This window comes from Anaerolineae bacterium, from assembly GCA_013178165.1.
Lineage (GTDB): Bacteria > Chloroflexota > Anaerolineae > Aggregatilineales > Ch27 > Ch27.
Window position 1 is genome coordinate 127,320 of record JABLXG010000001.1, and the last position, 13,101, is coordinate 140,420.

Sequence of the window (13,101 nt, forward strand, 5' to 3'; positions counted from 1 at the left end):
CGACCACCTGATCACTCTGGCTGGTTTGCCAGATCAGCATCAGCGGGGAGTGCTTCGCCAGTGTGCTGGGCGATAGCGCTGAGCAGATCATCTGAGAGGCGGCGGAGATTCTCAGCGACGATTTCCGCTGTTCGGGTAGATTCCAGGTTCTTCTGGGTAACATCGTGGATATTGCGCATGGAGCGCGTGATTTCCTCAAGGCCAGCGGCCTGCTGGTCGATGGCAATCATGATGTTGCGCATGGCGCTCATCGATTCGTTGACGTTGTCAGCCAGCTGCATGATCACTTCGCTGGTCTGCTGTGAAAGCTTCAGCCCCTCATCTACCTGCTGATCGCCCGCCTGAGTAGCACGCACGGTTTGCCTGGTTGCCTCCTGAATCTGGCTGAGGATGGTTTGCACCTGGGCAGCAGCGTTCTGTGACTGCTGGGCCAGAGCGCGTACTTCCTCAGCTACCACCGCGAAGCCCCGCCCATGGGCGCCAGCGCGGGCGGCTTCGATGCTGGCGTTGAGGGCCACCAGGTTGCTTTGGGTGGCGATCTCGCTGACGGTGGCGATGATCTCGTCGATGCGCTGCGTTTGTTCCGCCAGTTGCACCAGGTTACGGGCGATGGCCGTAACCTGCGAGCGAATCTGGGCCATGCCGTCGGTGGTCAGGCGGATGGCATTCTGACCGTGCGCGGAGATTTGCGCAGTTTGTTCGGAGAGTGTTGAGATGCTGCGCGCCTGGCTGCGAATCTGATCGGCCAGAGCGATGAACTCGTTCAACATGGTCACGGCCTGGGCAATCACGGCAGCCTGTTGTTCGGCGCCGCTGCTTTGTTGGCTGGTGACCATGCGGATAGCCGAGGCAGCGCGACCGAGGCCATCCGCTGTGGCGCTGATCTGCTGGGCCAGGTTTTCAAGCTGGGCACGCTGCTGGTGGATCGCATAGCTGCGCGACTCCGCTTCGACTCTCCGGGGCATGAACAGCAACACACCCAGATGGGCAGCCAACAGCGAAAGCTGGGCCACCGGCAGGGCATTCGCTGCTGTAACCTGCCCGATCGGGATGGTTGTTGGAACCAGCCCGGAGGCTATGAAGACTATGCTGGCTTCGATGACGTACCAGAGCAAAGTCAGGCGGGCGCCCCAGTAGTACATCACACCGGCGGAAATGGCCGCGCCCAGCGGAACGATCGCCAGCCACCATAGCGTATAAGGGACCAGAGCAAGGATATGAAGGCTGTAGGCCAGGGTTGCGCTGATTACCGACAGCCGCAGCGCCCACAGGACATAGCGCCCCCGCGCGACGACCAGCCCAGCGGCTCCCAGGGCGGCGGTAGCTGCCGCGGCAGCCAGCACCGTCCATGGTGCGCCAACGACGAGGGAGACGATTCCTAGCAGGGTGCCAGCCAGACACAATCCCAGGTTGAGCGGATCGGTGGGATAGTCCAGCATTCGCCGGGCGATATACTGGCGCAATGGCCCGATCACATCGTTCGGGGTGGGTGGCTCTTCAACCATAGCTCTGTGGCACCCTCCTGCTGTCTGCACCCGGATCGCGAGGCCGGTATGCTGGCATTATAGCACAGGCGCATGTTCCAGGAGGGTGTCAGGGTGGTGACAAAGGGCAGGTGAGACCTGCCAGGGATTCAGGCGGTTCTGGGCGAGTCGAGGAGGAGGCCAGGAGTCCGGGATGCCGGGAGACTGTTTGGTGCACAGGTGGGCGGCGTTCCGTTGCATGCACCTGGCCGGCGTGTTGCGGCGGCGATCGCAGGTGTTAGAATCCCGTCTTGGGCTGATAGAACATCTGGGTACTGACCGGCATGCATATTGAGCATCTGTCGTTAACGAATTTTCGCAATTTCGCCCGGCTGGAGTTGAGTCTTCCGCAAGGGCCGGTACTGTTGTATGGCGCTAATGCGCAGGGCAAGACAAGCCTGCTGGAGGCTATCTATTACCTGGCGACGAGCACTTCGCCCTATACCACAGCCGACTGGCAGTTGATTAACTGGCAGGTGGAGCACGACGTACTGCCGTTCACGCGGTTGAGCGCGGATGTGGTTTCGCAACGCAGCCCGCTGGACCGTGTGGAGATCACGCTGGTACGGGAACTCAATGGCGGGGAACCACGCACCAAGAAGGATGTCCGGCTGAATGGCGTGCCCAAGCGGGTGATGGACCTGGTGGGCCAGATCAATGTGGTCATGTTTCTGCCACGCGATCTGAGCCTGATCGAAGGTTCCCCTGCTGAACGCCGCCGGTACATGAACGCGACGCTGTGCCAGACGGATCGGGCGTACTGCGAATCACTGGCAATCTACGAGAAGCTTCTACCACAGCGCAACGCGCTGCTCCGTGCTATTGCTGAAGGCAATGCCAACGCCGGTGAGCTGGAATTCTGGGATCAGCAACTGGCGGAACATGGTGCGCGCCTGATCGCAGGACGACAGCGGCTGTTGCGCGAACTGGAGCGGCTGGCGCAGCGCGTGCATCTGGATTTGACCGGCAACCAGGAAACGCTGGAAGTCAGTTACCAGCCAAGCTTTGTGCCGACGGCGGAAGGTGACGGGCAGCTTTCGTTCAATATGCTGGGGCTTGACCTGCACCGCGAACTGACGGCTGAGGAGATTGTCCCGCAGTTCATGGAGGCGTTGCAGGCTCACCGCGCTGAGCAGATCGAGCGCGGCGTGACCTTGATCGGGCCGCACCGCGATGAGTTGCGTTTTCAGATCAACCAGCGCGATGTTGGCCTGTACGGGTCGCGGGGGCAGGCGCGCACGGCAGTACTCTCGCTGAAGCTGGCGGAACTACACTGGATGCGCGACGCCATCGGCGAATGGCCGATCCTGTTGCTTGACGAAGTCATTGCGGAGCTGGATGCAACCCGGCGGGCGTACCTGCTTGAACAGGTCAATGGCGCCAGCCAGGCGGTGCTGACAACCACGGATCCCGGCATCTTCACGCCGGAATTCCTGGCGCGGGCGACGCGCTGGCGTGTTGTTGAGGGACAAATTCATGCGGAGTGACCCCTTGCCGCGAAACCCCTTGTTACAGGCGGTGCTTTGCCGCCGGGTTGTTCCAGCTGTCTGGATTGACGCAAGGATCAATATTCCTGTGGTGCCGGGCTGTCGGCACTGGCTCCTCTGGCTTCGCGGATGATCTGGACGCCAGCGCTGGCGCCGATCCGCGTGGCTCCGGCAGCGATCATCTGGCGGGCATCGGCGTAGGTACGGATCCCGCCTGAAGCTTTGACCCCCATCTCCGGGCCAACTATCCGGCGCATCAGCGCGACATCTTCCACGGTAGCCCCGCCCGGTCCGAAACCGGTGCTGGTCTTGACGAAATCCGCGCCGGCATCGCGGCAGACTTCGCAGGCCCTGATCTTTTCATCATCAGTCAGCAGGGCGGTCTCCAGGATAACTTTGCAGAGCGCACCACCGGCCCTGGCTACACTGACAACACTATCTACATCCTCACGTACCAGGAGCCAGTCCTGGCTCTTGATCGCACCAATATTGATGACCATGTCCAGTTCGGATGCGCCGTCAGCGATTGCCTGCAATGCTTCAAACACTTTGGCTGTCGGCGTGTGCGCACCCAGCGGAAACCCGATCACTGTGCATACAGCGACATCGGGGACATCGGTGAGTAATTCGGCGCAGTAGCGGACATAGGACGGGTTAACACATACAGAGGCGAAATGGTATTCACGGGCTTCAGCGCACAGGTGGGCGATCTGATCGGTGGTGGCATCAGGCTTGAGCAGGGTGTGGTCGATCATCCGCGCCAGATCGGAATGACCACCGCGGCTACCGGCTGGTTTCCGGGCCTGCGGACCGGTCAGCGCACTGTTCAGGTGGTGGAACAGATTCTGGGCCAGGTTAACGACCTGGGGTGTATCAAGGGTCATAGGAGTGCTCGCTGTTTCTATCGTACATGCAGGACGCTGCGCCAATTGTAGCACGCTGGAGGTGGGGAAGGATGTCTTTGTGAGCGCAGGCGAAGTCCGTGAGTGGATCTGGATGGCAGGCAAACGAAGCGGGCGGTAGCCCGGTGAAGTGTAGTGCGGAAGGCGGGATGCGACTGATTGCGAGCCGGGTGTTGCAGCACGGGCAGGAGTGTGCCACAGGTTGCAGGCGCCCGACAGGTGATGAGGGAGTTGTCAGGGAAGCGCAGGATAGAGGCGTTTGCCAGCGGTTGACTCCGCTAGGTATCCGTGTTAGTCTTGCTGCGCTGGCGCTCGACTGCCGGTGTCTGACCAGCGGTACGGTGAATGGAGACATCCGGGGCGCTATCGATGTTGGCGTAATCTGAGGAACAACCGCACTATGAGCGATCGTCGGTTTTCTGGTATTCGCGTTTTCACAGCAGCCATCCTGCTGGTGACCAGCCTGCTGGCTGGTGGTTTGCCCGGTGTTGTGAGGCCTGTCGAGGCGCAGGAACTGCTTACGAACGGCGATTTCGAACAGGCACACGGTGATGGCATCTCGTTGACAGCGCCACCCGGCTGGGGAGTGTGGTCCAATCAGACGAGCGGCCTGGTCGGGCGGCAGCTACGGGTCGGGCAGGAGGTAGTGTCCAGCGCCGGAATCTACCAGGGCAGCGGGTCGTTTGACGCCTATAAGGGCTGGGCAACGTACACGATTTCGCTCTACCAGACGGTGAGCGGCATACAGCCGGGTAGCCGGGTGCGCCTGAGCGCGTTTGGGCGCATCTGGAGCTGCGACAGCGATCCGAACGCCGCCACCGATCCCTGCATTACAGGCGATGGCAACGTGGTTCCGCAGACGGATTCAGGGGCGGTCTTTCGGGTTGGCATCGATCCGGCGGGCAACAATGATCCGAATGCGGCAGGTATCGTGTGGTCGGGTACCACCGCGCCATATACAGCATTCCAGCAGATGGTAGTTGAGGCTGCCGCGGCGGCTGACCGGGTGACTGTCGTGCTTAACGCTTCCATGCAGGTGCCAAAGCGACATCAACACGTGTTCTGGGATGCGGCTTCTCTGACCCTGGTGAGCGGCTCAGCCTCGACCGGGACGGGCACGACCGGCGGCGCAGCGGTCTCAGCAGTGGCACCGGAGGTGGTTCCGCAGGGGCAGCGCGAGGATGGCTCGATTGTCCATGTCGTTCGCAGCGGTGACACGCTGGCGGCGATTGCTGTTGCCTACAATGTGCCTATCCCGGACCTGCTGGAACTGAACGGCATGACCATGGAACAGGCCCGGTTCATTCAGCCCGGTCAGGAACTGATCATTAAACGTGGCACCACGCAACCAACCACGGCCTCCGAAACCGACGCGGGAGAGTCTGCAACGGAGGGGGAACCCCCTGCGGAGGCCCCCGCTGGCGATCAGAAGCCTATAGAGGAATATGAGAGCGCGCCAGTGGCGGCGGCTGATCTGCCGGTGATGCAGATGGCGGCGCCGGTCATAACCGGCCAGGTGTGCAGCCTGCTGTTCGATGATGGGAATGCGAACCGTCTGCGCGAGGGCGGAGAGAACCTCCTTGCTGATGGTCAGATCGTGCTGACGCAGGGCGGCGCGACAGTGAGCGCCTATACCACTGACGGCACCAGTGAGCCGTACTGCTTCTCTGACCTGACGCCGGGCACTTACCTGCTAGTGCTGACGCCTCCAAACGGCTACGGGGCAACAACGCCGGACACCTATACTGTAACTGTTCAGCCAGGCAGAACCGTGCAGGTAGCCTTTGGAGCTGCTGCCGGGTTTGTGCCACCGGCGGCGCAGCCGGCGTTGGTCAGCAACGTGCTTGGCGAGATGACTACCCAGGTGAAAGATAGCCGCACCGGCTGGCTCGACATGCTGCGTGACTATAGCGGCGTGATCGTGCTGGGACTGGCAGGTGTTGTGTTGGTCGGCGGCGGTGGGTTGCTGGCGCTGCTGCGCAAGCGCTGAACGCAACGATTGGTTCATTGCTGCGTGACGGGCGGCAGGTATGATACAGCCGCCCGTTTGATTCCTGTGCACTAAGTGATCAGCGGCTGAGGATGAGTGATGCTCCCTGCTGGCCGAGCGCCGGATCCAGGATCGGCCAGACTTCGCTAGTGAAGGCATCGTAGACTGTCAGGGTGAGCGGCTCTGAAGCCGTTTGTTCAGCAGGGCAGGGCACGTTCAGCCAGCTGGTAACCGTCGATCCCCACCCCCACTTGAGGGTGGGGATGGTGCCGCCTGCTGGCGGTGTATTGACTGCAGCGAGCGTGCCGCAGGCCAGTTTGAAGGTCATATCCCGGTCGAGCGTGATAGAACTTCGCATAGTCATGCTAACAGCTACAGCCTGCCCGGTCCCAGACAAAGCCACTGTATCAAGACTACTCAGCACCATCTCACCAATCGAGACAAAGCGCTCTCCCTGTCGAGGGCCAGCCAGCGCCACAGTTTGTCCCAGAGGCAGGTTTAGCACACCATGCACAGCAAGCGGTTGACCATTGCGGGCAACGCTGAGCCATAATCCGCGCACAGCTTCGGTATCCGGAATATCGTGGGCAGTCGTCAGATAGCCACTGCCTGTCAGTGTGATTGACTGGCTGGCCAGTTCATGCGCCGCGCCCAGAACCGTGATGTTCCAGGTGTCATTGGAAGACGCTTCTGTCACTGCCCAGTGCAGGTATAGCCGTGCACGTCCGGGCACTGAAAGATCGTAGTCGTAGCCTTTCAGTTGCAGCCGAGCGTCAAAGGGAATATACGACTCCCTGGTGGTAACCGGCGGCACACCAGCCAGCCCGACGGTGATCCAGCCTAAAGTCACCTGAGGTTGACCTTCCTCGTTCCGAAAGATTTGCAGGCCATCAGATGCCGGGCGGTAAAGGCCCGCCATCAACCGATAGGTTCCCGGCGGGAGCGTCCTCGGCAAATGAAGCGTGTAGTTCTGAGTGATGAATATTGCATTGTCCCCGTCTCCGGCCAGGAATGGCTGATCATCTCCTGCCAACAACACACCGGTGCTATCCACCAGATGAACGAACGAAGTCAGTTCTCCATATGGAACCGATCGCGGAAGCCGCCAGTCCAGAGCCACAACCATACGATCGCCAGCGGAGGCTGAAGCCGGGAAATGGGCATCCAGCAGAGTATAGTCCGCAAAGCGGGCTAGAGCCGTTGCTGCCGGCGGGGAGACAAACGATCCTACCTGCCAGCAGGTGCCCAGGGCGCTGAATGGCAGGCTGACATGCCGAAACGTCTCTGGATAGTAGGAACACGTGACGACGGATCGCTTGGCGCTTTCCTCTCTAATCAACCTCAGCCAGGTATCCAGAATCGGCTCAGCGCCGGCAGGAGCCACATATCTGACCTCAACATCGGGTCGCATCGATTCCAGGGACTGCACGTACCACAACGGGGTGGCGTGATGCCAGTTAGCCAGGATGACACTACCTGGAGGGGCGGTTGCCAGGATGGCGCGAGCGTCGCCAGCAGTGTGGTCACGTTCCTGAGCTATTCGCAGACTGATCCAGGTTGGCCAGCCAGACTGAAACGCCCCGGTTATTGCCAGCGCGGTCAGCAGGGCAGCGGTGCGATTGGCGGAGCGGAAGCCCGAACTTGCCACGCCGGTGACCCAGCCGACGGCTGCGGCCAAGCAGACATAAGCGGGAATCATGTATTCAACGGTCTGGGGGGCGCGGTAGGTGGCGCTGATCAGACTGTGTAAAGCGAACGCACTGCCCAGGGTCAACGCCAGCCAGCGGTCGCGCCAGAGCATCATTACAAAGCCAAACGCGGCCAGAATGAGACTCAACTCACCCCACTGGAAATCAATTACCTGCCCGATCAGGCGCAGCCGTTCCAGCACTTCGGGCCATGACCGGTAGTAAAGCATGTCACCGCCAAATCCTGTAGCCAGCACATGCTGCCAGAACCCCTGCCATGTGGTCAGATTGTCTGGCGCGAACAGCGCTCCGGCGGCGCCGCGAATGAGCAGGTATAGCCAGGGTGTTGCTCCGGCCAGGGCCGCCAGCAGCGCAGGTGCCCAGTGGCGCACATCGCGGATCAGCGTCGGTTGTACGGCGATGATGGCCAGAGCCAACATACTCCCCGCAAACAGCAGGGATATGTGATGGGTCACGCCAAAACCGGCCGCCAACCCAAAGCGTAAAAGCGCCTGCCGGGCCGCTGACTCTTCATCGTTATACACGGCGCGGCGGTAGTCCAGCGTTGTGGCGATCATCAGTGTGGCAAACAGGGCCGTCATGGGCCGGATGCTGGCCTGCGTGGCGGTCGTCCAGAAAGTGACAGCGGTTCCCAGCGTGGCTGCTGCCGCCAGACCGGCCCAGCGATTGCCCGTTTCCCGCCGGATGGCCTGCGCTACCACCAGGAGGGTCAGGGCTGCTGTCACCGCGGAGAAGAGATTGACCCGCCAGGCAACATCCCCAAAGGGCAGCAACCGCACGAAACCGCCTCCTAGGATGGTGTAGAGCGGGTAGCCGGGCGGATGAGCCACCCCCCACTTGGCCAGCACCAGCTGAAATTCGCCGCCATCGGCTGGCTGGACGCCTGGCGCCATCGTGGCCCCATAGAGCAGCAAACCCAGGAGCAGGGGAAGGATGTCCAGTAGAGCGTGACCGGCGGGCCAGCGCAGGTAGATCGCGGACACGCTGGCAAGAATTCCACAGGTGAGCACCAGAGCCGGGTCCTGGTACGGCCACAGAACCGCGGGCAACAGGAGCAGAACCGCCGCGTTAACCAGCCGTAGACGGCGAGCTGCGGCAGTGATCACCGCGCCGATTACCAGGCCGATCAGCACGGCCACGGGCAGGCTGGGAAAGAGAAATTCGGCACTGATCCGGCAGAAAAAGAGCGCCGGAAGCAGATCGATCAGGACCTTCCAGCCACGCCGGACAGCGGGTCGCTGAGAGGCTGACTGGAAGGTCCCGCGCAGGGTTTTCATAGTTGCCGCAGCGTGTAGACTACCTGTTCAGGGCTGCGTACAGGGCCGCATAAACAGGCCGGCGGCTGAAATCAGGCCGCAGCAGGCTGTAGCCCGCCTGCTCCTCCCGCCGGGCGACGGTGTCGGGTAGGGTGGCAAAGTTCAGATTCCAGAGCATCATCGGCCCCATATAATCGTAGTTGCCGGAGTTCTGGATGATATCCAGCGCTTCGATGGTGTATTGTGCCTGGAGTTGCTCGTTGACGTAAGCGAAGAAGGGCTGGGGCGGTTCCACACCGAAGCCGTCATAGGTTGCCCAGCCAAACTCGGTTGTCCACAGCTGGGCGTCCGCATCGCCATACTGGAGCATGATCTGCCGGTAGGCTTCGATGGTGTCCAGGAAGAAGAAGTGCGGGTCATCATCCCAGCTGCGGCCTTCCACGTTATTACAGCATCGTTCGCTGGGGGCGTTGCCCCAGGCGTAAGGGTGGATGCCAATGGCCACGCCCTGGTAGTTAGCCAGACCGGCCTGGTACATCTGCTGGAGGAATACCCGGTCGTCAACCGACCATTCGGAATTGCCGGTTGGGGCAAGGCCCGCCGTCACCACGGTGATCGGGTGGCTATTCTGCTGGCTCCAGGTGGTGATGGCGCGGTAAGCGGCGTCGAAGTAACGCATGTATTCCCGGCCATTCATGGGTGCGCCGGTCCATTCGCGCTTGAGATTGGGCTCGTTCCAGACCTCAATGGCGTGGATGGCGGGGCCGAATCTGCTCAGGATGTGGTTGATGAAATCCACAAGGGCCTGCGGGTTGCTGGGCGGGCCATTTTCCTCCGTTGTGGGCCTAGCCCAGTCCGGCGCTTTGGTGATGCTGACCATGACCTGGAACTTGCGGTTCAGCGCATCTTGCATGTAAAGCTCAAGTTGACGCCAGTACTCAGACTGAATGCCAGCGCCGTCCGGTTCCATTTCGTCCCAGGCGAACTGCACTTTGATCCAGCCGACCTTGAGTTCCGCGGCCCAGTGCATCATCTGTTCCCAGTCTTCCCTGGTGATGCGCGGGTGAATCTGAACGCCTATCCGCATCGGGTCAAGGCCGGGTGGTGGCGTTGGCGTGATCGATGGTGTTGGCGTTACGGTTGTTGTGCCGGGAGCAGGCGTATCTGTAGGCCGCGGTGTGGTTGTTGGCGGCAGGGTGTAGCCCGGCGGAATGACCGGGCCGTAGACGGTGCCGTCAGCCGGCGTGGGGGGCAGGGGCGACGGCGTCGGTGAGGCCGCCGTGGGCGTCGCTGTAGAGGTCTGAGTTGCCTCGGTAGTGACCGTAGGCACTGCCGTAGGGCCGGCAGGCGTTGGCGTGACGTAGATCGGGATGGGTGTCGGCCTGGCACAGGAGGCCAGGAACACCATCGCAACAAACAGCAGTAGTGAGGTAACGGTTCGTTTGGACATGCGGCCAATGATACATCAGGACGGCGGGTACGGCCAGATTTTGCCTGCAGGGGGCGACTTGTGCCGAATCTCTATAGTGCTGTAGAATGAATCGGCAAGAGGATAAGCTGACCCTCCTTGTAGTTGCCAGGCTTTGTTCCATGGGTTTGTTTTGGCGAAGAGCCTGGTGTGGCGTGGTCGTGATCCGGGGAGAGAAATCATGGGCATTCGTAGACCTGGTCTGGTGGCCGTTCTGATCATGATGGTGCTCGTGGGTGGGCTTCCCCTGCCTGCCGTTCTGGCGATGGATGGCTATGGTCCGCTGCCTGTGGGAAGCGACCAGCAACTGGCCCAGCCAATTGTCATCGTGAATACCGCCTTCCTCAATGTTCGCAGTGGCCCCGGCGCGATCTATTCCATTATCGGCACGTTGCCGGGCGGCGTGGAACTGGGGGTCATCGGGCGCAACCGGGACTCTTCCTGGTGGCAGGTGCAGTCAGTGTTCGGGATTGGGTGGGTCGCCGCTGAATTTGTGATTCCTCGCGGTGACTTCCGCGCTGTCCCTGTGGTGCAGGCCACAGGGACGCTGACCCAGCCACGGGCGGCGGTGGTGGGCAACCCGGTAAAGGTCTATGTGACCCCTGATAGCAGCGCCGCGTTGCTGGGACTGGCCCTGCTAGGTTCGGAACTACCGATCTCAGGGAAATCCGCCGACGGTGTCTGGTGGCAGGTTGAAACGAATGTTGGCTTGGGGTGGGTCATGCAGGAAGATGTGGCGCTGCGTGGCGACGCTAGCGTTGTGCCGGTTGTTTCGGCCCAGCCGCTGCCGGGTATCACCGCACCAACCGGTGGCCAGACTGCTGGTGCGTATGGGCGGCCGATTGCCCTGCATTATGGCGAAGGCGATATGCAGATCAAACGCTCTCCGGATCCGGATGCTGAGGGCGTCGGTGTGCTACGCTCCGGCGATCGCGTGGAGGTTCTGGACTACAGCGATGATGGCGAATGGGTACTGATCCTGTATATGGGCGATCGCCTGGGGTGGATACGGGCTGACTCGGTTGCCATCTCTGATCCGACCGACTGGCGCACGCAGGTGTGGTTTGATGGGCCGGGCGTGCTGGACCTGAAGGAACAGCCAACGCTGGCCTCTCGAACGCTGGCCATGGTTCCGGAGAACCAGCGGCTGGTCGTGGTCAATGATGCAGACGGCGGCTGGTTGCAGGTTGCCTACGGTAACAGCGTTGGCTGGGTACCCTCCTGGACGATTGAGATCATCCGCAATGGCCCGCGGACGGCCCCTGCTGGCGCAACGACTGGCGCGCAACTCAGCGGTAATATCGCTCAGCCCTCAGCAGCGACGCTCCTGCCTGCGCCGCAACCTGAGCCAGTGCGTTCGTATGTGATCGTCAATACCAGTTATCTGAATATCCGTAGCGGTCCGGGAGCGAACTACACGGTGGTGGCCACGGTTCCCGGCGGCACAGAGCTGGATATCACCGCGTCAACGCCTGATAGGATCTGGTTCCAGGTGCGGGGCGCTTTTGGCACCGGCTGGGTAAATTCTGAGTTCGTGATCTTCCGCGGCGTCTTTGCCAATGTGCCTATTCTGCGGTATGCGGAAGTGGCCGGGGAAACGACCGGGGCGGAAGTAATTGTGTCCTCCCCTGTGAACGTGTATATGGGCCGAGGGGTTGACTCAGGGGTGCTGGGGATAGCGCCCCTTGGGCTGACACTGCCGGTAATCGGGCGCACACTTGATGGTAGCTGGCTTCAGGTTCAGACGGCGCTGGGGCCGGGCTGGGTGCTGGCTTCAACCGTCACGGTGCGGGGCAATATCGGGCAGGTGCCGATAGTGTCCTGAGGCGTGAAGGCCATTGGCCGTAACAGGACTGATGTGAAGGCAACCGCCCGCTGGTTACGCGGGCGGTTGTTCTGTCCGGGACTGTATTTGTGCTTTACACTCGGTGCGCAACCCGTTATCATAAAGCACGCCAGGCTTGGATACCCTGCGGGAGAACGGGCATGTCTCAACTTGCTGATCGTGTGGCTGTTGTCACAGGCGCCAGTCGCGGAATCGGGCGGGGCATCGCCCTGGAACTGGCCCGTCGTGGGGCAACTGTAGTTGTCAATTACGTGAGTTCAGCTGCCGCTGCTGAGGCGGTGGTGGAGGAGATCCGGCAGGCAGGTGGTAAGGCAATGGCTGTTCAGGCCGATGTCAGCAGTTTTGAGCAGGCCAGCCAGCTGATCCAGACGGCGGTAGATACCTATGGACGCGTGGATATTCTGGTTAACAACGCTGGTACTACCCGCGATGCCCTGATCATGCGGATGAAGGAAGAGGACTGGGACACGGTCATCAACACCAATCTCAAAAGCGCCTGGAATTGTTGCAAGGCCGTAGTGCGACCGATGATGAAGCAGCGGTATGGGCGCATCATCAACATCACCAGCGTGAGTGGAATTGCTGGCAACGAAGGGCAGAGCAATTACAGCGCCAGCAAGGCCGGCCTGATTGGCCTGACGAAATCGTTGGCGCGGGAATTGGCCTCACGTACAATTACAGTGAATGCTGTAGCGCCCGGTTTTGTGGCAACAGACCTGACCGCGAACCTGCCGGCCAATATCGCTGAGCGCCTGAATGAGCACATTCCGCTGGGCCGGTGGGGTACCGTCGAGGATGTGGCGTACGCGGTGGCCTTTCTGGCGTCAGACGAGGCTAGCTACGTGACCGGGCACGTTCTTTCGGTTGATGGTGGACTGGTGATGGGTTAGCGCCTCACCCCTTTTGTGAGTAGACCACAG

General features: G+C 61.1%; 8 protein-coding genes. 4 read left to right on the forward strand and 4 right to left on the reverse strand.

Annotation, left to right across the window (positions count from 1 at the left end; all coding sequences use genetic code 11):
* Positions 1–11: 11 nt before the first annotated feature.
* The gene (locus HPY64_00495) at positions 12–1,505 is read right to left on the reverse strand and encodes a hypothetical protein (protein NPV65603.1); all 1,494 of its coding nucleotides are present in this window, start codon (positions 1,503–1,505) and stop codon (positions 12–14) included.
* A gap of 302 nt (positions 1,506–1,807) precedes the next feature.
* On the opposite strand from HPY64_00495, the gene recF reads away from it, so the two are divergent.
* Complete coding sequence (gene recF, locus HPY64_00500) at positions 1,808–3,010, forward strand: DNA replication/repair protein RecF (protein NPV65604.1); 1,203 nt, start codon at positions 1,808–1,810, stop codon at positions 3,008–3,010.
* A 77-nt stretch (positions 3,011–3,087) separates the two neighbouring features.
* Here the strand turns inward: recF and deoC are convergent, their stop codons facing one another.
* A complete protein-coding gene (gene deoC / locus HPY64_00505; protein ID NPV65605.1) occupies positions 3,088–3,765 on the reverse strand; it encodes a deoxyribose-phosphate aldolase in 678 nt (225 codons plus the stop codon).
* Positions 3,766–4,312: 547 nt separating this feature from the next.
* Here deoC and HPY64_00510 point away from each other — a divergent pair.
* A complete protein-coding gene (locus HPY64_00510; protein NPV65606.1) occupies positions 4,313–5,902 on the forward strand; it encodes a LysM peptidoglycan-binding domain-containing protein in 1,590 nt (529 codons plus the stop codon).
* 79 nt (positions 5,903–5,981) lie between these two features.
* Here HPY64_00510 and HPY64_00515 read toward each other — a convergent pair whose 3' ends face one another.
* Both HPY64_00515 and HPY64_00520 read right to left on the reverse strand, forming a co-directional pair.
* Positions 5,982–8,888 (reverse strand): DUF2723 domain-containing protein, encoded by a 2,907-nt coding sequence (locus HPY64_00515; protein ID NPV65607.1) that lies wholly within the window; start codon positions 8,886–8,888, stop codon positions 5,982–5,984.
* A 19-nt stretch (positions 8,889–8,907) separates the two neighbouring features.
* Positions 8,908–10,317, reverse strand: a complete 1,410-nt coding sequence (locus HPY64_00520; GenBank protein NPV65608.1) for a cellulase family glycosylhydrolase — start codon at positions 10,315–10,317, stop codon at positions 8,908–8,910.
* 199 nt (positions 10,318–10,516) lie between these two features.
* Here HPY64_00520 and HPY64_00525 point away from each other — a divergent pair, with 199 nt between their 5' ends.
* Both HPY64_00525 and fabG read left to right on the forward strand, forming a co-directional pair.
* The gene (locus HPY64_00525) at positions 10,517–12,160 is read left to right on the forward strand and encodes an SH3 domain-containing protein (GenBank protein NPV65609.1); all 1,644 of its coding nucleotides are present in this window, start codon (positions 10,517–10,519) and stop codon (positions 12,158–12,160) included.
* 161 nt (positions 12,161–12,321) lie between these two features.
* Complete coding sequence (gene fabG / locus HPY64_00530) at positions 12,322–13,071, forward strand: 3-oxoacyl-[acyl-carrier-protein] reductase (GenBank protein ID NPV65610.1); 750 nt, start codon at positions 12,322–12,324, stop codon at positions 13,069–13,071.
* Positions 13,072–13,101: the final 30 nt, after the last annotated feature.